Here is a 26,519-nt window from a genome sequence, read left to right as displayed (position 1 = left end):
CGAGTTTTTCTATTAAACAGATTTTAGGTAAGTTTGGACGTTTTAACCTGTATTTCATTAAGGAATAAACGTCCGAATCAAGAGATTTTTTAGAGTGTGCTTTACAAATTATGTTATCAATGAGATTAACCTTGTCTGGCAAACTCAGCAGCTTGATTGATGAGTTCATCGCTAGGCGTAACACCGGTGTACAAAATAAATTGTTCAACGGCTTGTAACACAACAACATCTGCACCGGTAATCACAGTTTTATTTAATTTTTTTGCATAATTAATTAGTGGTGTTTCAATTGGTAGGGCGACCACATCAAATACAATATCGGCATGATTAATCAGGACTTCACTGAATGCTAGTTGATCTGCTTCAACGCCACCTTGCATACCAATAGGGGTCACATTAATAATTAATTTTGCTTGTTCTGGCGTAATGGTTGATTCATCCTTAACCCATTTATAATTGTAACGCTCAGCTAAAGCTTCGCCTTTAATCTGATTTCGGGCACATACAATCCCATGTTTAAAACCAGCATCATAAAAAGCGCCAATTACCGCATTAGCCATGCCTCCACTGCCTTTTATAACAAATGGCGTGTTGTTGTTAATATGATTGGCCTTAATTAGTTTTTCTACAGCAATATAGTCGGTGTTATACGCTTTTAAATAGTGGTCGGTATTAACGATCGTATTCACTGCTTGAATGGATTGTACTGATACATCTAACTCATCAATAAATTCTATACAAGCTTGCTTATAAGGCATCGAAATTGCACAACCACGGATAGATAATGCTTTAATGCCATAAATTGCATCTTTCAAATTATTGGTGGTGAAGGCTTTATAGATATAATTTAGATCCAATTTTTCATATAAATAATTATGAAAGCGAGTACCAAAATTACTTGGTCTAGCTGAAAGTGACATACAAACAGTAGTATCTTTGTTGATAATTCTTGCCATTAACCAAAATCCTTGTGATCATACTAATTAATTTAGTATTCTAGCATCTTTTTGACCGATATATATTTAATTATGGTTGCAAATAACACTGGCCCCAAAATAAATCAGGAAAAAAACACAGTAAAAGTGATGATATATCTTTATTGTCACCAAAAACACCACACCTCAAAAAACCAGTTATGCGATGAGTGTAATGATTTATTACAGTACGCTATGCAACGATTGACTATGTGCCGATTTGGCGAGTCTAAAACTACCTGCGAACTCTGTTTAAAACATTGTTACCGTAAAGACTACAAGCAGCGAATAAAAGAAGTCATGCGTTATTCTGGTCCAAGAATGATGATTTATCACCCTATAATGGCTATCAAGCATCTTAATAAAAACTTAAAAACGATTTTGAAGAGATTTGTAGAAAAGCGCTTTTCTAATGCAAAAAAAAGTTGAGGAGCGGGGTTTTTGAGCCTTCAATTATCAACTTTTGTCAGGGTTATCTTCTAATTTGCCTATAAATTCAATTGTTTTCACTTATTTTAGATGTTCTTTGCGATTTGTTCGCAGTTAAACACTAAAAATGCGAATGATTATCTTTTAAAATGTCGCCATTTATTGAAATACAACCGTATTTGATAGGAAGTATGATGTCTGTATTCACGCTTGAACACCTTTCTATAGGGCATGAGGCTGTTGTTAAACGCCTGTTACCTGACTCTTTACCTTTTCGAAGCAAACTTTTAGCTATGGGAATGACACCCGGATGTAAATTGAAGGTATTACGAATCGCACCACTAGGTGATCCGATTGAAATAAGCCTTCGAGGTTTTTTGCTCTGTTTGCGTCGACGTGAAGCAGCAGCCATCGAAGTTGAGGTAGTTGCATGAAAATTGCGTTAATTGGTAATCCCAATTGTGGTAAAACCACCTTATTTAATTTGTTAACAGGCTCAAAGCAGCGTGTTGGTAATTGGCCTGGTGTGACGGTTGAGCATAAGTCAGGCTCATTTGATTATCAAAATACACAGTATGATGTTGTTGATTTGCCTGGAACTTATTCCATTGAGTCAGATTCTACCGCTCAAGATGAATTTATTACTCGTCAGTTTTTGTTAACAGACAAAGACAGTTTGATTGTTAATGTTATTGATGCAACCAATTTGCAACGTAGCTTGTATTTAACTTTTCAGCTAATTGATATGCAAGTGCCGATGATAATTGTGCTTAATATGGTTGATGCTCTCACTGTGATGGGGGAAAAATTAAATATCGCTAAACTCTCGAAACTATTAGGTTGCCCAGTTGTGGCTATCTCATCTACGCAAAAGACGGGATTAACACAATTTTATCAGCAAATACAAATTAGCACTCTAGATCTGAAAATAGCAAAACCAACAATAGATACCTTAAATTGGGATTCAAAAGTGATCTTTAATCGCTATTTGCATGAATTACCCGTGACGAGCAAAATCCATCAATTTAACCGGTGGCAATTAATAGAAGCATTGCTTAATGGTTCTGATCCCTCATTTGATTTAGTTGAAAATGAGAAGTTAGAGACTTGTCGTCGTTTGGTATCGATTAATTTTGATTATCAAGTTGATGTAGCCTTAGCCTCTATACGTTACGATACGATTGATATGGTTTGCAAAATGGTGGTCGATAAACCTCGTGAGGCCAGCTTAAATCTTACTGAAAAATTGGATAAATTAGCTTTAGGACGTTTTACTGGGATTCCCTTCTTTTTGTTTGCAATGTATGCCATGTTTTTGGTTGCGATTAATTTTGGTTCCGTTTTTGTTGATTTTTTTGAAGGTATTTTTAGTACGATTTTTGTTGATGGCTTTAATTACCTTTTAAATATGCTGCATGCGCCAACTTGGTTAACGGTTATTTTAGCTGACGGGCTTGGTAATGGGATCACGACTGTATCAACATTTATTCCAGTTATTGCGGCGATGTTTTTTGTTTTATCTTTTTTGGAAGATTCAGGTTATTTAGCTCGAGCTGCGATGATTGTAGATCGTTTTATGCGATGTATCGGACTACCCGGTAAAGCCTTTGTACCAATGTTAATGGGATTTGGTTGTGGGGTGCCAGCTATTATGGGGACAAGAACATTAGATAGCCCTCGTGATCGTCTCTTATCTATTTGTCTAATTCCGTTTATGTCTTGTAGTGCACGTTTGCCAGTTTATGCATTGTTTGCTGTGATATTCTTTCCTAATTATGCATCGGTTGTGGTTTTTATGTTGTATTTACTTGGTATTTTTGTGGCAATGCTGACCGGTTTTGTCTTAAAAAATACTTTACTACAAGGCGAATTAACACCATTTATTATGGAAATGCCGGTATATCGTATTCCGACTTTACGCAGTATGTTGCGAATAACTTGCCAACGGCTAAAAAGCTTTGTTTTACGTGCAGGTAAAGCAATTGTAGTGATGGTGACAGTACTTAGCATATTAAACTCATGGGGTGTTGATGGTTCGTTTGGGCATGAAAATTCAAATGACTCTATGCTATCTGTTATTGGCCAAAAAGTGACGCCAGCTTTTACACCAATGGGGATAGATAAACAAAATTGGCCAGCTACCGTGGGTATTTTTACCGGAATTTTTGCCAAAGAATCAGTGGTTGCAACTTTAAATTCACTCTATTCAATGGATCATCATGAGCAAGAAGAGTTTTCATTTTATGGTGGAATTAAGTCAGCTTTTTCCACGATTCCTGCTCATCTTATTGATTTAGCAAACTCAATTGGCGATCCACTCGGGCTCGTTAATCAAGATAGCCGACAAGATGAATTATCTGTTGATTCAATTACGATAACTAAAATAAGCAATTCTTTCATTACTTCAACTTCTGCCATTGCTTATCTCATTTTTATTCTACTATACACACCCTGTGCAGCAGCATTAGGCACCATTTATCGTGAGGCAGGGCTAAAATGGATGATCTTTGTTGCAGTTTGGACATTTGTTATTGGGTGGTTATGTGCAACGGTTTATTACCAATCTAGTCTATTAGGCCATTCAACATTTGCACCATATTGGCTAACTGGTATAGGGGTATTTATTATTCTGACTTTTGTTGTTATGCGTAAACTTGGGAATTTGCCATGCTTTAATCATTATCAGTTACCTAAACCACGCACAAACAATAAATCGGCTTGTTGTGAATAATAGATTTTAATTTTTATGCTTATAACATCAATCCGAGATTATGTTCAATTACGAGGGCGAGCCAATTTGCTAGATGTGGCTCGTCACTTTCGTTTACCTGAAAGCGCCGTTGAACCGATGCTTGATTTTTGGGTAAATAAAGGAGTCATTAAATTAGTAAATAATAATTTATTAACTTGTGCTGGTAAGCAGTGTTCTGCATGTATTAGTTGTAATTTAGCCGTTTATCCCAATTATGTTTGGGTTCAATAATTTATCTTCTTTTAACAATCTTAATTAAATCAGGTTAACCTGCCTTAAATAGACTAAATGTATCAAATGTATTAATCTTTAACCTTTGATTAAACCCTGTCACTTTTTTTAAAATTTAACCGCTTATTTTTGCCTATTTTTGTTATCTTTTAAATAAAAAGGTCAATATATTTTTTATTCAATATCTTTTTTCGAGACTTACATCACAAAATTGAATTTATTTATACCTCAAAGTAACAAATGATATTAATATGAACGCATGTTCATTTTGGTGTGATGAAACACAAAATATAAAACATGAAGCTATTGGTGCAGATGATGCTTTATGTAAAGTGAGACAAAGCATTGTAGCATATTAAAACAGTATTTTAGGTTACATTGCTTAAATAAGGTCATGAAATACATACAGTATAATGCCGTGATAGATTATCCGCCGTGAAAAATAGTGATCACATTATGGCAATGGATGGAAAAGGGTTGAATTTGCTAAAAATTGATTCAACTGAGATAAAAATCATAATTTAAAAGTGGTCTATTTGCTGAAGAAGTAGAACGTTTTTTATTATGATGAGTTTTAAAGTAACGAGTTGTTGAATTACGCTTAAATTTAGCTTGCTTGAGCTTGCTAACTTTTAATTTTGCTTTGTTTTTATACTATTTTTGATAAAAATAGCCTGAACTGAAACGACTTTATCCTGTCGTTTTATTACTTAATAAATGTTATTATAATTATGTTTAAAAAACATGTAGTAGAGGAATTTGAAGTATGAGCCAATTAGATGAATTTAAAAAATTAACTGTCGTGGTTGCCGACACAGGTGATATTGATTCGATTAAACAGTTTTCTCCAGAAGATGCAACGACTAATCCATCGCTTGTGTTAAAAGCAGCTCAACTTCCTCAATATCGTTCTTTAATTGATTCAGCTGTTGATACTGCTAAAAAATTAGGTGGCAGTAAAGAACAACAATTAGTTAATGCTTGTGATCAAGTTGCGGTGAATATAGGCGCCGAAATTCTAAAAACAGTTCCAGGTCGAATTTCAACCGAAGTCGATGCTAGATTGTCGTTTGATAAACAGGGATGTATTGAAAAAGCTAGGAAAATTATCGATTTATATAAACAAAAAGGCATTGATAAATCGCGAATTCTAATCAAAATCGCTTCAACTTGGGAAGGAATTAAAGCAGCGGAAGTTTTAGAGAAAGAAGGTATTAACTGTAATTTAACTTTACTATTTTCCTTTGCTCAAGCGCGAGCTTGTGCAGAAGTTAATGCATTTCTAATCTCACCATTTGTTGGACGTATTTATGACTGGTATCAAGCAAAGAAACCAATAGAACCTTATGTTGCCGATCAAGATCCGGGCGTAGTATCTGTTCGTAATATTTATAACTATTATAAACAGCATGGTTATAAAACAATTGTGATGGGAGCGAGTTTCCGTAAAGTCGATCAAATATTAGCGTTAGCGGGTTGTGATCGTTTGACCATTTCTCCTAATTTGTTAGCGGAAATGCAACAATCAAATGCGCCAGTAGAACGCAAATTGAATCCGAATCAAACAATTGTAGAGCGTCCATCGTTAATGACTGAAGCTGAGTTTAGATGGCAACATAATAGTGATGCAATGGCAGTTGAGAAATTAGCTGAAGGCATTCGAGCCTTTGCGGTCGATCAAGGTAAACTAGAAGATATGATCGGGGCACTGCTTTAATTATTAATAAAAGGGGAGAAAGTTCCCCTTTTTAATTTTGTTACAAACCTGTTTTATTTGTCTGCTGATCGCAGACTATCAATGAATTATTAAATATTTTTTGGAGATCATTATCATGAATGCAACCACACTATCCCACCGCGAATTAGCAAATGCGATAAGAGCATTAAGTATGGATGGCGTGCAAAAGGCAAAATCAGGTCATCCAGGTGCACCAATGGGGATGGCTGATATGGCTGAAGTACTTTGGCGTGGATTTTTAAAACATAATCCAACCAATCCAAATTGGGCAGATCGTGACCGATTTGTGTTATCCAACGGTCATGCGTCAATGTTAATCTATAGCTTGTTACATTTGACTGGTTATAACGTAACGCTTGATGATTTAAAAAACTTTCGTCAATTAAATGCTAAAACAGCAGGTCACCCTGAATTTGGTCATGTTCCAGGTGTTGAAACCACAACAGGTCCACTTGGTCAAGGTATTGCTAATGCAGTGGGTATGGCAATAGCTGAAAGAACATTAGCTGCTCAATTTAATAAGTCTGGCCATACAATTGTTGACCACAATACTTATGTATTTATGGGTGATGGCTGTATGATGGAAGGGATCTCTCATGAAGTTTGTTCTTTAGCGGGAACCCTTAAATTAGGCAAACTTATCGCTTTTTACGATGATAATGGTATTTCAATCGATGGTGAAGTTGAAGGTTGGTTTACTGATGATACTGCTAAACGTTTTGAATCTTATGGATGGCATGTGATTCGCGGTATTGATGGACATGATGCTAAAGCGTTAGCTGAAGCTATCGAACAAGCACAAGCTGTAACTGATAAACCATCATTATTAATGTGTAAAACTGTCATCGGTTTTGGTTCGCCTAATAAAGCTGGTAGCCATGAAAGTCACGGGGCTCCTCTTGGTGATGCTGAAATTGAAGCAACACGTAAAGCATTAGGTTGGTCTCATCCTGCATTTGAAATTCCAAAAGAATATTATGATGCATGGGATGCAAAAGCTAAAGGTAAACAACGTGAAGATGAATGGAATGCTCGTTTTGATGCCTATGCTAAAGCTTATCCTGATTTAGCGAAAGAATTTAAACGCCGTATGAATGGCGACTTACCAAGTAATTGGCAACAAACAGCCAAAGATTTTGTTAATAAATTACAAGCAAATCCAGCAACAATTGCAACTCGTAAAGCGTCACAAAATGCAATTGAAGCATTTGCTCCAGTATTAACTGAATTCTTAGGTGGTTCTGCTGACTTAGCGCCAAGTAATTTAACCATGTGGTCTGGTTCTAAAGAAATTTTAGCCAACCCTGCTGGTAACTATATTCATTATGGTGTGCGTGAGTTTGGTATGTCAGCAATTATGAATGGTATTTCTTTACATGGTGGCTTTATTCCTTATGGTGCAACCTTCTTGATGTTTATGGAATATGCTAGAAATGCAGTACGTATGGCAGCATTAATGAAGATTCGCTCTTTATTCGTTTATACTCATGATTCAATTGGATTGGGTGAAGACGGCCCAACACACCAACCAGTAGAACAAATGGCAAGCTTACGCGTGACACCAAATGTAAGTACTTGGCGTCCTTGTGACCAAGTTGAATCAGCCATTGCTTGGCAATATGCGGTTGAACGAAAAGATGGTCCAACTGCACTTATCTTCTCAAGACAAAATCTTAAACAACAAGAGCGTACAGCTGAGCAATTAGCTAATGTTTACCGTGGTGGTTATATCTTAAATGATTGTAGCGGTACGCCAGAACTTATCCTTATTGCAACAGGTTCAGAAGTTGAGCTAGCTGTTGAGGCTTATCACAAATTAACCGAAGCAGGTAGAAAAGTAAGAGTTGTTTCAATGCCATCAACTGATGCATTTGATAAGCAAGATCAAGCTTATAGAGAATCAGTATTACCATCTTCAGTAACAGCTCGTATCGCTATCGAAGCTGGTATTAGTGACTATTGGTTTAAATATGTCGGTTTAAACGGCAAAATCATTGGCATGACAACCTTCGGTGAATCAGGCCCAGCAGAACAACTATTTGCTAAGTTTGGTTTCACGGTTGAAAATGTTTTAAACCAAGCCAAAAGCCTATTGAAATAAATCATAGTTTCATTAACAAAATAAAACTTCGCTAATAACTTTAGCGAAGTTTTTTTATATTTCTATTTTATATTTTTTAGATCCCAATTCTTAAATCCCCCTTTATCTATTACTTTTGTCGCTAATAACTCCATAACCAATTTATAACATTCTTTTTATAACTTATTTTTAATATGATTTATTTTTATAAATTATTTATTTTCAATTAACTACAACTATTTTTATTAAACTATATTTTAGTTATTTTGAATTATATTCATGAGGAAAATTGACCTAATATATGATTTTTTTCCATTTATGTTACTATGGGTAAAACATTTGTTATATTAGCTGACTATTGTTAATTATAGGAGTGATTTATGAGATGGGAAGAAAAGCGAGATTTAGTCAAGATTGCGACTTGGTATTACCAATACGGTTGGACTCAGGCTCAGATAGCTCAGAAGATAGGTATTTCGAGATCAATTATTTCTAAAAAATTACAAGATGCGAAAGAATTAGGTATTGTCGAAATTTTTATCAAGGATGAAACAGCATATACAGTTGAATTAGAGCAAAAACTTGAAAGTAAATTCAAATTGGAAGAAGCGATTGTTGTTGCTACGCATGATCTATCTTATGAGGAATCTACCAATTGGTTAGCTAAAAAAGCAGTTTACGCATTGAATAAACGAATTTTGAAAGTTAAAACTTTAGGTATTTCATGGGGAAAAACGATTAGGAAATTCGTTAACGAGTTCCCTTATATCACTCATAAAGAGCTTGTTATTGTACCTTTAATTGGTGGCATGGGCGCCGAGGAAGTAGACTTACATTCAAATCAAATTTGTTATGATCTTAAGAAGAAGATGCAATGTACATGTAAATACCTTTATGCTCCTGCACTGGTTGAAGACGAAACAATGAAAAAAGATTTATGCAAAAATAAATATATAAATGAAGTTCTCAATGAAGGTAAAACGGTTGATATGGCAATCGTAGGTATTTCTAATCCTTATCATAATAGTACTATGGAAGAGATTGGTTATATTAATAACAAAGATCTTGAGGAGTTTCGTTATTACGATGTAGTAGGAGATTGTAATTCACGTTTTTATACTTCTGACGGGAATGAATCGAAAAGCCCTATAAATCATAGAATTATAGGTTTAGGGTTAGATGATTTACGTAAAATTCCAACAGTAGTTGCAATTGTCTCTGGTGAAAATAAAGAAAAAGCGGTCGTTGCAGCTTTAAATTCTAAGATTATTGATGTTATCGTTATGACTGACAAAATGGCAGAATATGTTTTAAATATTAATCATTAATAATTTTATAGTATTAATTTTAGTTAATAAGCCTCTTTATTTTATAAAAGAGGCTTTTTTATGTCCTAAATTTGTAATTGGTGACAAATGTCATTTATTGTGACAAAAGTCACATAACGTTACTTTCCTAATTGTAGTTATGATTTGTTATGTTATCTTTATGATAAATAGTTAGTATATCTATTTAATTAAAAAAATTAATAAGGAGAACATAATAATGACCATATATAAACAATTGTTACAAAGAGAAGAAAATGACAACCCGATTAAAGTTGGTGTTATAGGTGCTGGTCAAATGGGAAGAGGAATGATAGCGCAAATAGCAACCATTCCAGGAATGAGTGTAACCGGAATTAGTGATATTAATTTAAAAGCTGCACAACAAGCAGCGAAAGATTATAAGGCTAGTGCTAGTAAGAAAAATAGTATTCTGGTTTCTAAAAATTTTAAAGAAGTGATCCAATCAAAAGATGTTGAAATAATCGTCGATGCTACTGGGGTGCCAGAAGTAGGTGCAAAAATTGCCTTAGAAACATTATTGACCAAAAAACATTTAGTTCTTCTTAATGTTGAAATTGATATCACGATAGGTCCTTTGATGCATAAACTATTTAGTGCTGCAGATCTTATCTATACCGGTTCTGATGGTGATGAACCAGCTGCAACTCTTGAAATGTACGAATTTGCTAAATCAATGGGTATGGAAGTATTAGTTGTAGGTAAAGGGAAAAATAATAAATTAAAAATCGAGGCAAACCCTGATACTGCACAAGCTGAAGCTGATTCAAAGCATATGTCATCTCATATGTTAGCAGCATTCCAAGATGGTACGAAAACGATGGCAGAAATGAATTTACTTTCTAATGCAATGGGATTTATTCCAGATGTAGTGGGTATGCATGGTGTTAAAGGTGATTTAGATTCTGTTCTTAAAGATTTAAACCTTAAAGAAAACGGTGGTGTTCTTAATAAATTTGGCGTTGTTGAATATGTAGATGGTTTAGCACCTGGGATTTTTGTTATTGTTAAAGGACAAAATCCAAATGTTAGTAATGAATTGAATTACTTGATGAAAAAAGGTGATAGGGATCATCATATTTTATATCGTCCTTTCCACTTAGCTAGCCTTGAAACACCAATGACGATTGCTAAAGCGATTTTAAATCACGATACCGCCATTGTTCCTTGTGGCGCTCCTGTATCTGAAACTGTTGCGGTCGCTAAAAAGAATATTAAACGAGGTGAGAAACTTGATGGTATTGGTGGTTTTTGTGTCCGCGGTGTTATTGAAACACATGCAGATATGAAGAAAAACAAAAATATTCCAATTGGTCTTATCAGCGGTAATGTTGTTGCTAAACGAGATATTCCAAATGGTAAGTTTTTAACTGAAGATGATGTTGTTTTAGATGAAACAACAACAGTTTGGAAATTGCGTAAACTTCAAGATGAAGTCTTTAGTTAAAAATATAAGAACTGCTGAGCAATAAGGCTCAGCAGTTTTTAAAGCGATGTGTTAACTAGATTTAATAGGGTTGAAAAATATGAATATTGTAATAATTGCCACTGTTATTTTTGTTTTACAGTCTATATTGAGCTTAATGCAAATTAAGTATTATCAAAGATATATATACAAAATAACTCAACAATATTCAAATTCTAAAAATTATCATCTTTATACAGCTATTGAACGTAAATGGTTTGGTTCAAGTGCGATTGTGGTTATGGTAATTGATGAAAATAATATGATTAAGGATTGTCAGATTTTAAAAGGAAAATCTGTATTTGCCAAATTTAAACCTTTACCAAAATTTAATGGGTGCTATCTATCACAAATTTTAACTAATTTACAAGAAGAGAGTGGAACTAGAAGACTCTCTCTTGAAGAAAAAGCAATTATAAAAATGGGAACAAATCAAGTTCCTATTTGATTAAACATTAATAAAAGCGTTATTACAACTTTAAAGGAGATAATAATGGAATATATTGAGTGGTTTGGAACCCATTTTATTGGGTTGTTTCAGGCTGGTGGGCAAGTCTTTGTTGGATTTATGACTGGAATTGTCCCGCTTTTAATTGTGCTATTGACATTTACTTATTCTTTAATTGCTTTTATTGGTGAACAAAGAGTCACTAAAGCTATTCAATTTTCTGCTAAGAATATGTTATTGCGTTACAGTTTAATGCCGATACTTTCAGTTTTAATGTTAACTAACCCAATGGCTTATACTTTTGGTCGCTTTGTTAAAGAAGAGCAAAAACCGGCTTTTTATGATTCGGTTGTTTCTTTTTTGCACCCAGTGACCGGTTTGTTTCCTTATGCAAACGCAGGTGAGTTATTTGTATTTCTGGGTATTGCAAATGGTGTTATGGATGCGGGTTATAACATTTCGAGTCTTTCTGTTCGGTACTTTTTAGCTGGTGTTATTATTATTTTAATGCGTGGTGTTATTACCGAAATGATTACTAAATTTTTGATGCGTAAAGAAAATCTGTAGGGGAGAGTCACTATGTATAAAACAATTTTTATCGAGAAAGGCCAAGGTGGCTGGGGAAAAGGTTTTTCTTTAACGCCAACTGCTGAAAAACATAAAATACTTTCTGTTACTGGTGGTGGTATTCATCCAGTAGCCCAAAAAATTGCTGAATTGTCAGGTGGTGAGGCTGTAGATGGCTTTAAAAATGCAATTCCAGAAGATGAAATTTTGTGTGCAATTATTGACTGTGGTGGTACAGCTCGAATTGGTGTTTATCCAATGAAAAAAATTCCTACCATTGATGTTATTCCATCTGCTCCAACTGGTCCTCTAGCAAAACATATTACTGAAGATGTTTTTGTTTCAGGCGTTAAACCTCAAAACATAATGTTATCAGAAGGTCATAATGAACAATCAACGACGACATCTTCGCAGGATCAACAACAGCAAACGGTTGAAGATCCAGTTTTGGATCGCGAAAAATTCAAAGAAAAATATGCACAAATAAAGAAAGAACATTCCCAAAATCAAAAGGAAAGCTTGTTGATTAAATTATCACGAGGTATTGGTAAGGCAATGGGGATCTTTTATCAAGCTGGTCGCGATTCGACAGATATGTTAATTAAAAACATTATTCCTTTCATGGCATTTATTAGTATGCTTATAGGGATTATTAATTACACAGGAATTGGTAATATTATAGCTACAACATTGTCACCTTTGGCAGGTTCAATATGGGGGATGATGGTTATTGCGTTTATTTGTAGCTTACCATTTTTATCTCCAATTCTTGGACCAGGAGCAGTTATAGCGCAAGTGATTGGGGTTCTGATTGGTTCGCAAATTGCAATTGGTGCAATTCCAGTTGCGTATGCATTACCTGCGTTATTTGCTATTAATGCTCAGGCTGGATGTGATTTTATTCCTGTTGGATTATCTTTAGGTGAAGCAAAACCTAAAACAGTTCAATTTGGTGTACCCGCAGTATTGTATAGTCGTATGATAACTGGAATATTGGCTGTTGTTATTGCATGGGTTATGAGTATTGGAATGTACTAAACTAAAAAAGGGTTAAATATGGCTAAAAGTATCATTACTGAAATCGGTTCAATTGTTCCAGAATTCAAGGAAGAAAAAGTTATCATTCTATTTGGTCCAATGGCAACACCTGATTTACGTGAAATTTGTGTTATTCATGAGTTTCATAAAAAGCCTAATCAAACATTGGTTGAAGGTAAAGAGTTTACGTTAGGTAAGCATAAATATACCATTAAACAGGTTGGCAGTGAGGCAAATAAAAACTTTGAAGAATTAGGTCATATTTCTATTTATTTTAAACAAAGTGATGATGGCATTTTGCCAGGTGCAATAGAAGTTGAACCTGCTGTTTTTCCTGATTTAAATATTGGTGATGATATTTGTTTTGAATAATAGCTAGGAATTTATCCATTTAGTAGACAATAATTATTATTTTGGATTCAACAAATTTTGAAAAACCATCACTATTAATTTAGTGATGGTGAATTGATCTTAATCAGTAAACATCAATACTTAATACGGATTAGGATCTTTCTTCAAATTATCAAATGGATATAACTTATTTTTCCAATCTTTAATTTGAATATCTTTTTGTTCGGGGATATCAATCAGATTATATTGCATATAATCATGGTGAACGTTTAAATCAATCCCCATCCAATGACTTAGTAGATATACGAATTGATATCCGGTAATTTGTTTATTGATTTTAATTTGATTTTTTTCTGATGAATCAAAAAATATTAATGGCACTTGATAACTATTTTGGTATTCCCAATTATGCCTTAAATCTTGATATTTCTCAGCGTGAGAAAGCCCATGATCGGCAAAGTAGACTACAGAGTAATCTTCATTGTGTTTTTTCAATATATCAATCGTAGATTTTATTAAGTCATCGGTTTCTTTAATGCTACTGACATAACAAGATATATTTTCGTTTTTGAGATCGAACTGAATATCAAATTGTAATCTTTTACAAAAATGAGGATGTGAGCCAATTAAATGCATAATAATAAGTTTTGGCTTATCTTGCTTTTTAGATAATAAGGAGTCTAATTCTGGTAATAGTAAAGTATCATATTTACCACGAGTTGATTTACCATTGTACTCACCTTTTTTAGTGTAAAAGATATTTTTACTATAAGCGGAAATTCTTGGTACAGTTATTTCCATTCTACCTAATTTTCCTTGATTAGATAGCCAATAGGTTTCAAATCCAGCATCATTAGCAATAGCAATAATATTATTATTTAATTGTGCATTGACTTCATTATCATCTAAATAGCTAGACTGACTAATTAAATGTGGAATTGAAGATTGGGTATTTGATGCAGGAACAATTAATCCGTCCCAAATCACCGAGGCATTTTTATTGGTGAAAGGAGTATTATCATATTTAAAGCCATAAGCACTCATGTAATCTTTACGAACACTTTCACCAATGATAACAACATAGGTTTTATGTTTAGGATTGACAGAAATAATGGGTATTGTATTGGGTTGTTGTATTTGTCTAAGTTGTTCAGCCTTTTCAGTCTGATATATTTTTGCACTTGAATATAAATCGAAGCAAAACTCAAATGCGGGATATTTGAAATTATCTATTATTAAAGTTGTTATCGAAGATAAAGTAGTTGGCTGATATTTGATGGCACTTTTAACCGGTTTATAAAAACAAATCATTAATGCTACTGCAATAACATAATAATTTTTTATTTTAGGAAATCTAAACTTTTTAAAAAAAAGAATAAAGAAAATTACTAATAGGAATGGTATTAAATAAAAATAGAGAGGTAATTGCGAACAGAATTCTTGCATTTCATCGATATCAGTTTCTGATATGGCACTTACTACAGCAACATTGGGATATCCATAATAAAATCCTATTGGAAAATAAAGTGCAGCTATGACGAATGTTAATCCGAATAAGAAACGGAAAAAAGTGAATCTAGCTAAAAAAATTAGAGAAAAATAAGTAAGAAGTATCCTATCAAATCTTAGCGGGTAACCTAATAAGTAAACCAATACTACTGAAAGACAAATACAAATAACATGCGATAGTAATTCTTTTTTTAACATTACAAATTTATATTAATAACAATCCATTGAAGAGGTAAAAAATTATATAAGTAATTAAATTTTAAGCAATATAAATTTATTTACAATTTAATTTCTTTTATGACTTTTATATTTATTAAGTTAGATTAAGTATAGATATTAACAATTTTAAATAAAATATTGCCAAACTCACTCAGTTTATTGATAAGTTTGGCGAGAAATTTTTATTATCGTGAAGCTCTTTTCAGTATGATATCTTGCGGTTGTTTTTGAATGTAGATCATTCTACCGATAAGTAAGAACGCTGCTACAGCTAGTCCTAAAATAATTCCTATCCAAAAACCGGCTGCACCAATTGGCTGTATGACAAGATCGGTTAATCCTAAGATATATCCAACTGGTAACCCTACTACCCAATAAGAGATAAGGGTAATAAAAAATATGCTTTTAGTATCTTTATAACCACGTAATACATTGCTTGCAACAACTTGTAAGTAATCAGATATTTGATAGATAGCGAGTAGAATAATAAGTTGTAGGCAGATAGTGATAACATCAATCTCATGGGTGAATATGGTAATAATTGGTGACCTGAATACCACCAGAATTAATGCTACCACTACGGCTATCATGAATGATATGGCTAAACTTACATAAGCTGTTTGTTTGGCCAATATGGGTTTGTTTTTACCTAATAGGTAACCAACTCTAATACTAGTTGCTACCCCTAAAGATAAAGGTATTGCAAACGTTAAACTGCTAATCGTGAAGATAATTTGATGTGCAGCAACAGTTATTTGACCAAGTGGTGCAATAAGTAATGCAACTACCGCGAACAAACTCATTTCAAAAAAATAGGCTAAAGCAAGGGGAGTACCTAATACAACTATTTTTTTGATGATAGCAAAATCAATCAGTTTTGTTAGTGGTGTTTTACGAATATCCCGTTGAGTAGTTGTCGTTAATGTATAGATACGAATTAAAGCAAACATTAACCAAAAGATTATTGCTGCGGTAATACCACAACCTACACCACCAAATGCTGGCAATCCTAATTTACCGTAAATTAAAACATAATTAATGGGGATATTAGCAAGTAATGCAATAAATATAATCACCATAGCAGGCTTTGTGTTAGATAAACCTTCACATTGATTACGATAAACTAAAAATAGCAAGAAAGCAGGTACACCCCACATAATTGAGCGTAAAAATGATACCGCTACATCAACCATTTCTGGATCGATTGGATGGTCAGCTGAGCTTCTAAAACTAATTATTTTGTCCGAATTGTACAAAACTAGCATCATGATTATGGATAAGATTAAAGCAATCACAACACCTTGACGAGTCTGATCAGCAACTTGTTCACGTTTAGCCGCACCATTTAAATTGGAAATTATCGGTGTTAATACCGTTAATAAGCCTTGTCCAAATAAAATAGTAGGCAACCAAATTGATACAGCTATGGCTACACCCGATAGCGCTGTTTTGCTGTAGTTACCAGCCATAATGGTATCAACAAACGTGATCGCGGTTTGAGATATCTGTGCAATCATGACTGGGATTGCTAACGTAACTAAGTTTTTTATTTCGTGTCGATAATGTTGCTTCATTGGATTTATTTACTGTTTTACAGTACCCCATAAATCATATTCATCTGAATGTTCAATATTTACTTGAACAATATCGCCGACTTTAACATCTTTTTCTTCATTTAGATAGACAACACCATCTATTTCTGGCGCATCGGCCATGCTTCGCCCAATAGCACCTTCTTCATCAACTTCATCAATCAATACAGATAATGTTTTACCTATTTTATTTTGAAGTTTCTGTGTTGAAATCGATTGTTGTAATTGCATAAAACGGTGGAAGCGTTCTTGCTTTATTTCTTCTGGTATTTGATCAGCTAGTTGATTTGCAGCAGCACCTTCCACTGGGCTATAAGGGAAACAACCAACACGGTCTAATTGCGCTTGAGATAAAAAGTCGAGTAATAGTTCGAAATCTTTCTCAGTTTCACCAGGGTAGCCAACAATAAACGTTGAACGTAAGGTAATTTCAGGGCAAATCTCACGCCAATGATGAATTCGCTCTAAGGTTCTTTCAATTGTGCCTGGGCGTTTCATTGATTTTAAAACGGTAGGGCTAGCATGTTGTAAAGGGACATCTAGATAAGGTAATATTTTTCCTTCAGCCATTAATGGAATCAAATTGTCGACACTTGGATAAGGGTACATATAATGTAAACGCACCCAAATACCAAGGGTAGATAATTGCTCGCAAAGGGTATGAATATCAGTTTTTAATGGCATACCATTCCAAAAGTTTGTACGATTTTTGACATCGATACCGTAAGCAGACGTATCTTGTGCGATAACTAAAAGCTCTTTTACGCCACTATCGACTAAACGTTTTGCCTCATCAAGAACATTACCGATAGGACGACTAACCATCTCACCACGTAATGATGGGATAATACAAAATGTACAGCTATGGTTACAACCTTCAGAAATTTTTAAATAAGCATAATGTTTAGGTGTTAATTTTACTCCTTGCTCTGGTACAAGGCTTGTAAATGGATTGTAGCTAGGTTTTGGCGCATATTTATTAACATGTTCAAGTACAGCTTCGTAACTATGAGGTCCTGATATTTCTAAGACTTTAGGATGAACATTACGTATCTGATCTTCTTTCGCACCAAGACAACCTGTCACAATAACTTTGCCATTTTCATTAAGGGCTTCACCGATGGCCTCTAATGATTCTTGTACAGCACTATCAATAAAGCCACAAGTATTAACAATAACCAAATCAGCATTGTCGTAACTTGGCACTACTTGATAACCTTGAGTACGTAGTTCAGTTAAAATTCGCTCAGAGTCAACTAAATTTTTAGGACAACCAAGGCTCACAAATCCAATAGTAGGGGATGACATATTCATAGTAATTTAAAATTTATTGAGGTATTTATCGAGAATCTAAAAGTTTATTCATTTAGATTAAAATAATAGGTGAGCATTCTAACATAATTAAATTAGTCGAAATAAAAATTTTTAATTTGCAGTGATGAATATGGAGAGAAACGAGAAAAAAGCCCTTATTGAAATAAGGGCCTACATTATGATAAAAAATTATTTCAATGCATTAATGACTTCATCAATTTGACGATCCAAACTTTCGAAACCGCCACCCGATAAGTACCAAAGATCGGGTGTTAAATAGATAACCTCAGTTTTACTTTTCGCTAATACTTTTGGATTTAAAAAGTCGTTTTTCATTGCTGATTGACCAATAGCTTTACTTCGGTCAACGACATAAACAATATCAGGTTTTACTTTACTAATATAGCTGTTATCAATAAAGGTCGGTTTTGGTTTGCCACTAGGCTGTGGTGTTAATGGTACAGCCCGTTTTACTTTCAACACATCATGAATTAATGCTGCACTTGAACTGCCATTAATAAGAATCATTTTTCCATCATTATGAATAGCAACTATTGCTTTTTTGTGACTGGCTTGTGCAACAGCTTGTGCGTTGGTCACTTTTGTATCAAGCAATTGAATCAAATCTTCAGCTTTCTTTTCAGTTCCAGTTATATCTGCTAGAACATTGATATGATTTTTAGTTGATTCAAGATAATTCTTCGCGTCAACACTTAAATTAATTACTGGTGCAATTTTCGATAATTCTTCAGTTCGACTAGCTTGACGACCATCAATAACGATGAGTTGCGGTTTAACTTGTTTAATTGCATCGATGCTTGGTTCTTTCATACTACCTGTATCAGAGACACTTTTATATTGTTCAAGATAAGAAGGAAGAACGGAAAGAGGTGTTCCTACAACAATAGAACCTTTACCTAATGCATCTAAGGTATCTAAAGCACCATAGTTCATTACTACCACTTTACTTGGTGATTTAGGAACAACAACGGTTTGTTTATTATCTGGATTCACAGTGATTGATGATTGGCAACCTGATAACCCTAAAGTAAAAGCTATTAGAGTGCTTAATAATATTTTTTTATTCATATTGATACCTTCTGCTTTGATGAAAATGATAACCATTATTATTTAAATAATGTGAAATGTCTAGATATAAATAATTTTTCGTAAAGATATTGATAATTATTATCAAAAAGTTATTGATAATTATTCTCACGTAGGTTATTGTAACGCACGGCTTGCTTTGCAAAATATCAATATAAATAATAAGGTTATAAAACATGAATACTAAAATTAAACTGGCAACACATGTCATAAATACAAGTATTTTATTATCATTATCTGGTTTAGCGATAGCAGACACTGATAAAAATACTGATACTATGGTGGTGACAGCATCAGGATTTTCTCAACAAATTAAAGAAGCTCCAGCAACAATTTCGGTAATCACGCCAGAGGAAATCAGCAAAAAACCTTATCGTGATGTGACTGATGCGCTTAAGGATATTCCAGGTGTCACGATAACTGGTGGCGGTGATTCAACTGATATTAGTATTCGTGGTATGGATGCAAAATATACTTTATTATTAATTGATGGTAAAAAAGTTAGCACTCGTGAAACTAGACCTAATAGTGATAATTCTGGTTTTGAACAAGGCTGGTTACCGCCTTTAACTGCTATAGAACGTATTGAAGTTGTCCGAGGACCAATGTCATCGTTATATGGTTCAGATGCTATGGGTGGGGTCGTCAATATCATTACTAAGAAAGTTTCAAATAAATGGTATAGCGGTATTCGAGTTGAATCAATCATGCCTTATCGTTCAGATGAAAAAAATACCTATGTAGGTAGTTTTTCAACTATGGGACCAATTATTGATGATATTTTGGGGATTCAATTATATGGTCAATATAGTAAGCGTCATGAAGATAAATTTTTGAATGGCCATTCCGGACAAAGATTACGTAGTATAAATGGAAAATTATCGCTTAATGCTTCAGACACACAAAAATTTGATTTAGATTTTGGTCGCTCTAGACAAAATAGTAATGCATCAGCAGGAAAAACAAGACCTCTTAGTCGTGGTAATTTCAATCGAGATAATCGCCGAAACTCTTATGCGTTAACTCATAATGGTTTATTTGGTGATGTATCAACGACATCTTTTATTGCTCATGAAGACAATAATAATCCAGAAAGACAAATGAAAATTCGTAATACTGATGTTGACTCACGTATGACAATTCCATTTTCAATCAATATGTTAACTATCGGTGGTAAATATACTTATCAAGAACTTCATGATAAAGGCAACCAATTAAAGAAAACTTTAACCAAAATCGATCGTTGGAATTATGCGTTGTTTGCTGAGGATGAGTTAAGTATTTTAGACAATTGGAGTATGACATTAGGTCTTCGCTATAATAAAGATGAAAACTATGGTAATAACTGGAATCCAAGGATTTATAGTGTCTGGAATATTAATGATAACTTTACTTTAAAAGGTGGCTATTCAACTGGATTTGCGACGCCTCAACTGCGTCAAGTTGTTTCTGACTGGGGTCAAGTTACTGGTGGTTCTGGAACGGGTAATAAAGGGATGATAATGGGTAATCCAGATCTTAAACCAGAAAAAACAAATGAATTCGAAATAGGTGTCGGTTATACCAATGAATATGGTATTGATGCTTCTGCAACGGCATTCTATACAAAATATAAAGATAAGATCCAATCTTATTATATTTGTCGTGGGGCAGCTGGTTCAAGAAATTGTCAAATTTCTGGTTATAGGGAAAAATTTGATTTTGTTCAAGGGCGAGAAAATGTTGATAAAGCCGATCTTAAAGGTCTTGAGCTTTCATTCAAAACACCATTGTTTACTGATTTCGTATTAAGTTCTAATTACTCTTGGATCAAAACAGAGCAAAAAACCGGTAAAAATAAGGGTAACCCTTTAAACCGTACACCAAAACAAAAATTCAATACTCAACTTGATTGGAATCTCACTCAAGAGTTGGATTTATGGACTAAGGTTGCTTATTACGGGGTAGAAACTACCACAGATCGCAGTGGTAAGAAAATTGAATATCCAGGCTATACCTTCTGGGATGTCGGTGCGTCTTTCCAAATAAATAAAAATGCTAAAGTATATGGTGGCGTTTATAACTTGTTTGACAAAGATGTTTCAAACGATGACTTTGGTAAAACATTAGAAGGGCGTCGTTACTTTATTGGAACAGAAATTAATTTTTAATATTTAACTCTCACCAAGTAGCTATACTTCATAGCTACTTGGAAAAACTGTTTATTTAATCCATAATAAAACCGATTTGAAATTTTAATAACTCTTCTTTCTTTATTTTATTAATCGTTTTTAATTAACTCTCTTTTGAAATTATTTTTTATTGATATTTGCAAAATGATCTTTGATTAACTAAAAATTATGTTTTATTTATTTTATTGATCAAATAGTTAAAATTATCCTTTCTTAACCTTTCTTAAAAATTTTTTAATTCTTTTTATTAACTTATGATCTTATTATAAAAATTCTATATTAATTATTATTAATCATATAAATATAATTTTTATAAAATTGTAGGCTAAATCAACTCCTATCTTATTTTAAACTTCTAAAGCTTAATTTGTACATTTGATAGCCAGTCACGATCAAATGGTTATTGATTGATCGGAAGTTTCGATCAATAATTTGATCGTTTTCAAATTTAAAAGCTTTAATGTCTGATCTTTAAAGAAACAATTTCACATAACAAGCTGTATAAATCATATCCAGTTTAGCTGTTTGATGTAGTGTATTAAAAGAGGACATATAAAGGAGTGTCATTAGATTTATTTGCAACAGCATGTTAATAAAAAGGAGATTTAGCTTGAACTGGTTAGCAATATTAAAAAATGGAAACTTTAATTCAGTTTCTATCTCAGGCAATGGAGTATTCAAAAATAAACAAAATTATTTATTGGTCATCTTGCTATTGTCATTTGTTAATAATATTAACGCATTACTTCCTGTCTCAGCGACTCAATTGGTTCATGGTAATTCACCAATGATAGCGGTCAATGATGAAATGGTTGATTCAACTGGCTTTAAGGAAAAATTGAGTGTTGTTAGTATGCCTGATGGTCGGTTACGCACTTCAGAAAGTGATATTAACGATTTTAAATTGGAACCGGATACCACTCTTAGCCAAATAAGTTGGGTAATTCAAGGAAAAGAGGGTTCAAATGAAGTAAAAAAAGTTATTGAGGCCAATGGTCAAGATGTCAATTTGATGGATATCGCCAATAATCTCAATATCAGTATTTTTGATCAAGATGGTGATACAGGTATTCCTGATGGCGTATTAACGGCGACTTGGTATTATAGTGTTCCTGGTGGTTATAATGGTAATAAAAAAGGGCTAGAGGACTATAAAAAAGTACCTGAAAATGAGTTAACTAAAACAATAGATCCTTGCAAAGCACCTTATAAATTAGAGCTTTCAGTTAAAAATATAAAAGTAGAAACAGAATATGGTCTGCCAAATGAGTCAGAACATATTTATAACGATCTTTTTAAAACATATTATTTTAAATCCAAAATTAATCAAGTGTGTTATGCCCGGCCTTATCCAATGTTGGATAAAACTAAATGGTCTTGGATTCAATATAATAATGATGAGCCTAGTGGTTATGGTTGGGGAGCATCAATAGATCCTACACCTAATCCAAAACATGGTGGTGGTTATAATAAAGATGAGTGGCATCCAGAATTAGGATTTTTACTCAATACCAGTGCTGGGCATAATAATCGTTTTCCTCATACTGCGTTTAAAGGGGCATCATTCCAACTTTGGATGAGTAATCATCAGCAAGATTATTTGTTTTCAACAGATGATGAGAATCTCTCAATTGATAAACTTGGTATTTTAACTTTTAAGGGCAAACCTAAAAAAAGAACCATCCAAATTTTTGCATGGCCTAAAGATGCAAACGGAGAATCTGATAGGATTGTATTTTGGAGTGATTTAAATTTCTGGGCAATACCCGGAGAAGAGAAATTAACATATTCAGATGATCTTTGTGGTGGAATTCAAAATCAATTAACACTTACTGACTGGATTAATACGCCTCAAGCAACCAACCCAAATACTAACGCAAGTTTTAGAGAAACCGGAAATGCGATGACCAGAAAAATGAATGGTGGTCTAAGTGGTGAATGGGGACAGTTAACAGTTGATAGATATGCTGAATCTGGGTTTCCTACATCCGGTGCAATTAATGGTACTTTCCAACGGCATGCATGGGTTTCTGATTTCACTATGGAGCCGCAAGGAAAAGTACATCGTGTTGTATTTATGTTAAATGGTGGAATTTTTAAAGCTTATAACAATCCTTGGCCTAGTGCACCTTTCTCAGTAACGTTTGAAGTTTGTAAAGAAACTTGGTAAGAACGCATAAATTCAATTAGATATAGGCCCATGTGATAATCATCGCATGGGTTTGATTAATCTGCATGACAACCCTTTAACTATGAAAAAAAGTTGAGGAACGGGGTTTTTGAACTTAAAAAAGTGAATATTTTTTATTAAAATCTAATTTTACTCCATTTGTATATAATGGTGAGAGTGCTAAAGAAAAATGATGTCTAAGCTCAATCCACTGTTATATAAATGAAGGTAGCTTTATTCTATTTCTATAAAATACAAGTTAGCTAAGTCATAATAGCTCATCAACCAATTTGCCATTACCAAACAAGATCTATTTCTCATCCTAATGAAGAAAAATATATATGTTAAATTATGTTCTGCATTGATTAAATTGATAATAATTTTAATAATTTAACTATACAAAGATAGTGCAAATCTCGAAAATTAAAGATTATTAATCGATAAACTAAACATTGCGAAATCATTTATTAGACATGGAGAATGGCAAGCTAGAGGATTTTGTAATATATTAACAATCAGCTAAGCTAATAACGAAAGGCAAGCCTAATGGATATATTTGAAGATAAACAAGAGTCAGAACTACTTACTGAAATTGCCGTTGCTTACTATGAGTATGAACAAACGCAAGAAGAGATTGCCAAGAGATTTGGTCTTTCACGTATTAAAGTAGGGCGTTTGCTAAAAAAAGCGAGAGCAGAGGGGATTGTTGAGATTAATGTCAAATATCACCCGATTTTTAGCTCGCGTATTGAGCAGCAATTCGTTAATAATTTTGGTATTAAAAGAGCGTTAATTGCTTTAGATCACCTAGATGAGGATGAGCAACGACGACAAGTGGCGGCACTTGTTTCAAATTATTTATCCAGTACTTTGAAAAATGGTATGACGGTAGCGGTTGGACAGGGGCGTAATGTGGCTGCAATTGCTAGTCATGTAGGCGTTTTTCCTGAAAAACAGTGTAAATTTATCTGTGGTATTGGTGGTACTCAGCGAGTTGGAGAGATTATTGATGCCGATCATATCAGCCGTAGCCTTGCGAGAAAATTTAGCGCAAGTAGCGAAACTTTGTATGCGCCAGCTTATGTTGAGAATCGTGAACTGAAACGTGCGTTTATGCAAAATCGGGTTATTAAAGATACGATCGAACGCGCGAGTAAAGCTGATATTGCTTTAGTTGGTATTGGTGATATGAATGAAAACTGTTACATGGTACAGTTAGGCTGGTTTACCCCGCAAGAAGTCACATATGCTACTTTAAATCAAGGCGTAGTTGGTGATATTGCAGGTTATGGTTTTTTTGATATCAATGGCAATCCTGTTGATACAACCATGAATGATAGGGTAATTGGTTTAAGTATTGATGAGCTACGTAACATTCCTTGTGTTATTGCCATTGCATCAGAAAACACTAAAGCGACAGCAATTTTAGGTGCGCTTCGCTCTGGTGTCATTGATATTATTGCTACTAGTGCTTCAAATGCTAGAATGGTGTTAAACCTAAATAAAATTTAAGTTGTATATGAGCTATTTGTAGCAATGTAGCTATTTATTATCACTTTGTTAATTATAATAAGCGTTTAATAATTCTATCAACCCGAATTCGGCTTAATCGTTTAATTAATTTATGTACATTTTTAGGATAGAACACGCTAGCTTGAATTTGTTGAAAATGTGTAACTAAAGTCGTTTTTTCTCGAATTGCGACGAGTTCTTGTTTGATTTGTTTTTGTAATTCGTGTTTTGGATCGTGGATTAATATTGCATTTTCCAGATCTAAACGCCATGCTCTAGGATTAAGATTATTACCTGTGATCATCATCCAACTATCATCGACCCAAATACCTTTTAGATGATAGGTTTGATCGCCATCTTTCCATAATCTAATGATTAACTGTTCTTTGTCTATGAAATTTTGAAGGCGTTCAACAAAGCGTCTTAAGTTGATTTCATATAAATAGGGTAGTCCACCCGAAATATTAAATGGCTGATCTTCTGGAATATAAAAGTCGTTAGCAACTTTATCACCAATAATGATCTCAACTTGTTTTCCTTTTCTTAGGAGGCGAATAATATCGCGTACTAATATATTGGGTAGATTGAAATACGGAGTACAAAATATAATTTTTTGTTTTGTGACATTTATTAAATGGTGAATGACCTTATTGAGCTGATTATTTCGCCCAAGACCAACTATTGGAGAAACCGATAATGTATCATTATCCGTATCTGCCACATATTGATAATTTGCGTCGGTAAGATTTTGACGTAACGCTTTAATTTCTGGTTTAATTTGTTTGCGAGTTTTATGTTCACTAACATCTAAACGTTGCACACCTTCAGCAGAAAGGAAATTGTCATTGACGTAATTGACCATGGTGTCAGATAGCGCTTTATTGGTTATAAAGTGATATCTGTCATAGCGGTATTTATCCAGTTTATGTAAATATACATTGTTGATACTCGCACCACTATAAATGACGGTGTCATCAATGATCAAACCTTTTAAGTGCAGTACACCAAGTACTTCACGGCGATTAACGGGGACACCATAAATAGGAATATCAATATTTGGATGTTGCTGTTTTAGATCATAGTAATACCGTGCATTCGTTTGGGCTTTATCTTCACCTATTCGTCCACGTTGAGCACGATGCCAATCAACAAAAATCTTGATATCTAAATCTGGGCGCGCTACTTTTGCTTGATAAAGTGCATCAAGTACCTCACGGCCGGCTTCATCTTTTTCTAAATAAAGTGCAACAATGTAGATACGGTGCTTAGCTTTCATGATATGCTCAAGCAATGTAATTCGATAAGATTTTGGATCGTATACAATATGATATTGCTCAGCATTTTGCTGAAGTTTTGCTAATTCATTTAGATGCTTTTGATGGTTGTATTTAATAAATGGTATTCGCATGATTTAAATATCATTAAAACTGACACAAAGTGTAGAATATCACAATTTATGTCAGAAAATAACACTCCTATTTTTCATAGGTTATCCTATGTTTAAAT

21 protein-coding genes are annotated in these 26,519 nt (G+C 33.8%); 15 read left to right on the top strand and 6 right to left on the bottom strand.

Annotated elements, in window-relative coordinates:
• Positions 1-125 precede the first annotated feature (125 nt).
• Positions 126-956: a shikimate 5-dehydrogenase gene (locus tag J3U16_RS07205; protein ID WP_267342761.1), complete on the bottom strand. Its 831-nt coding sequence runs from the start codon at positions 954-956 to the stop codon at positions 126-128.
• Between the two features lie 72 nt (positions 957-1,028).
• Here J3U16_RS07205 and J3U16_RS07200 point away from each other — a divergent pair, with 72 nt between their 5' ends.
• From J3U16_RS07200 to J3U16_RS07145, 12 genes are all read left to right on the top strand, one after another.
• Positions 1,029-1,403 carry a nitrous oxide-stimulated promoter family protein gene (locus J3U16_RS07200; RefSeq protein ID WP_255561409.1) on the top strand — a complete coding sequence of 125 codons (375 nt, stop codon included), beginning with the start codon at positions 1,029-1,031 and terminating at the stop codon, positions 1,401-1,403.
• 194 nt (positions 1,404-1,597) lie between these two features.
• On the top strand, positions 1,598-1,837 hold the full coding sequence (locus J3U16_RS07195) for a FeoA family protein (protein WP_267342760.1): 240 nt from the start codon (positions 1,598-1,600) through the stop codon (positions 1,835-1,837).
• The gene (feoB, locus tag J3U16_RS07190; protein ID WP_267342758.1) at positions 1,834-4,134 is read left to right on the top strand and encodes a Fe(2+) transporter permease subunit FeoB; all 2,301 of its coding nucleotides are present in this window, start codon (positions 1,834-1,836) and stop codon (positions 4,132-4,134) included. Before J3U16_RS07195 ends, feoB begins: the two co-directional genes overlap by 4 nt.
• Positions 4,135-4,149: 15 nt before the next feature.
• Complete coding sequence (locus J3U16_RS07185; RefSeq protein ID WP_065561719.1) at positions 4,150-4,386, top strand: FeoC-like transcriptional regulator; 237 nt, start codon at positions 4,150-4,152, stop codon at positions 4,384-4,386.
• A 766-nt stretch (positions 4,387-5,152) separates the two neighbouring features.
• The gene (gene tal / locus J3U16_RS07180; RefSeq protein ID WP_065561718.1) at positions 5,153-6,103 is read left to right on the top strand and encodes a transaldolase; all 951 of its coding nucleotides are present in this window, start codon (positions 5,153-5,155) and stop codon (positions 6,101-6,103) included.
• 115 nt (positions 6,104-6,218) lie between these two features.
• Positions 6,219-8,225: a transketolase gene (gene tkt / locus J3U16_RS07175; protein WP_267342756.1), complete on the top strand. Its 2,007-nt coding sequence runs from the start codon at positions 6,219-6,221 to the stop codon at positions 8,223-8,225.
• 359 nt (positions 8,226-8,584) lie between these two features.
• A complete protein-coding gene (locus J3U16_RS07170; protein WP_065734499.1) occupies positions 8,585-9,532 on the top strand; it encodes a sugar-binding transcriptional regulator in 948 nt (315 codons plus the stop codon).
• A gap of 217 nt (positions 9,533-9,749) precedes the next feature.
• A complete protein-coding gene (locus J3U16_RS07165; protein WP_267342755.1) occupies positions 9,750-10,997 on the top strand; it encodes an NAD(P)H-dependent oxidoreductase in 1,248 nt (415 codons plus the stop codon).
• 79 nt (positions 10,998-11,076) lie between these two features.
• A complete protein-coding gene (locus tag J3U16_RS07160) occupies positions 11,077-11,463 on the top strand; it encodes a transcriptional regulator GutM (RefSeq protein ID WP_065734497.1) in 387 nt (128 codons plus the stop codon).
• A gap of 45 nt (positions 11,464-11,508) precedes the next feature.
• Positions 11,509-12,030, top strand: a complete 522-nt coding sequence (locus J3U16_RS07155) for a PTS glucitol/sorbitol transporter subunit IIC (protein ID WP_065734496.1) — start codon at positions 11,509-11,511, stop codon at positions 12,028-12,030.
• Between the two features lie 12 nt (positions 12,031-12,042).
• Positions 12,043-13,068: a PTS glucitol/sorbitol transporter subunit IIB gene (locus J3U16_RS07150; protein WP_065734495.1), complete on the top strand. Its 1,026-nt coding sequence runs from the start codon at positions 12,043-12,045 to the stop codon at positions 13,066-13,068.
• A gap of 18 nt (positions 13,069-13,086) precedes the next feature.
• Positions 13,087-13,440, top strand: coding sequence for a PTS glucitol/sorbitol transporter subunit IIA (locus J3U16_RS07145; RefSeq protein ID WP_065734494.1), 354 nt, complete (start codon positions 13,087-13,089; stop codon positions 13,438-13,440).
• A 120-nt stretch (positions 13,441-13,560) separates the two neighbouring features.
• On the opposite strand, the gene J3U16_RS07140 is transcribed toward J3U16_RS07145, so the two are convergent.
• The 4 genes from J3U16_RS07140 to J3U16_RS07125 form a co-directional block, all read right to left on the bottom strand.
• On the bottom strand, positions 13,561-14,730 hold the full coding sequence (locus tag J3U16_RS07140; RefSeq protein ID WP_267330220.1) for a phosphoethanolamine transferase: 1,170 nt from the start codon (positions 14,728-14,730) through the stop codon (positions 13,561-13,563).
• 602 nt (positions 14,731-15,332) lie between these two features.
• Positions 15,333-16,721: an MATE family efflux transporter gene (locus tag J3U16_RS07135; RefSeq protein WP_267342754.1), complete on the bottom strand. Its 1,389-nt coding sequence runs from the start codon at positions 16,719-16,721 to the stop codon at positions 15,333-15,335.
• A 9-nt stretch (positions 16,722-16,730) separates the two neighbouring features.
• On the bottom strand, positions 16,731-18,047 hold the full coding sequence (gene rimO / locus J3U16_RS07130; RefSeq protein WP_065561714.1) for a 30S ribosomal protein S12 methylthiotransferase RimO: 1,317 nt from the start codon (positions 18,045-18,047) through the stop codon (positions 16,731-16,733).
• A 195-nt stretch (positions 18,048-18,242) separates the two neighbouring features.
• Positions 18,243-19,142, bottom strand: a complete 900-nt coding sequence (locus J3U16_RS07125) for a siderophore ABC transporter substrate-binding protein (protein WP_267330222.1) — start codon at positions 19,140-19,142, stop codon at positions 18,243-18,245.
• A gap of 194 nt (positions 19,143-19,336) precedes the next feature.
• Between J3U16_RS07125 and J3U16_RS07120 the strand changes: the two genes are divergently transcribed.
• The 3 genes from J3U16_RS07120 (at position 19,337) to J3U16_RS07110 (ending at position 25,013) form a co-directional block, all read left to right on the top strand.
• Positions 19,337-21,310: a TonB-dependent receptor domain-containing protein gene (locus J3U16_RS07120; protein WP_267330223.1), complete on the top strand. Its 1,974-nt coding sequence runs from the start codon at positions 19,337-19,339 to the stop codon at positions 21,308-21,310.
• A gap of 631 nt (positions 21,311-21,941) precedes the next feature.
• Entirely contained in the window at positions 21,942-23,501 is a 1,560-nt protein-coding gene (locus tag J3U16_RS07115) for a hypothetical protein (protein WP_267330224.1), read from the top strand.
• Between the two features lie 546 nt (positions 23,502-24,047).
• On the top strand, positions 24,048-25,013 hold the full coding sequence (locus tag J3U16_RS07110) for a sugar-binding transcriptional regulator (protein ID WP_267330225.1): 966 nt from the start codon (positions 24,048-24,050) through the stop codon (positions 25,011-25,013).
• Positions 25,014-25,065: 52 nt separating this feature from the next.
• Here the strand turns inward: J3U16_RS07110 and pssA are convergent, their stop codons facing one another.
• A complete protein-coding gene (gene pssA, locus J3U16_RS07105) occupies positions 25,066-26,421 on the bottom strand; it encodes a CDP-diacylglycerol--serine O-phosphatidyltransferase (protein ID WP_267330226.1) in 1,356 nt (451 codons plus the stop codon).
• Positions 26,422-26,519 lie beyond the last annotated feature (98 nt).

The sequence above is a fragment of the Gilliamella sp. B3023 genome, from assembly GCF_026536845.1.
Lineage (GTDB): Bacteria > Pseudomonadota > Gammaproteobacteria > Enterobacterales > Orbaceae > Gilliamella > Gilliamella apicola_E.
The sequence above is the reverse complement of the archived record's forward strand: the minus strand, read 5'-3'. Positions and strand labels throughout refer to the sequence as shown.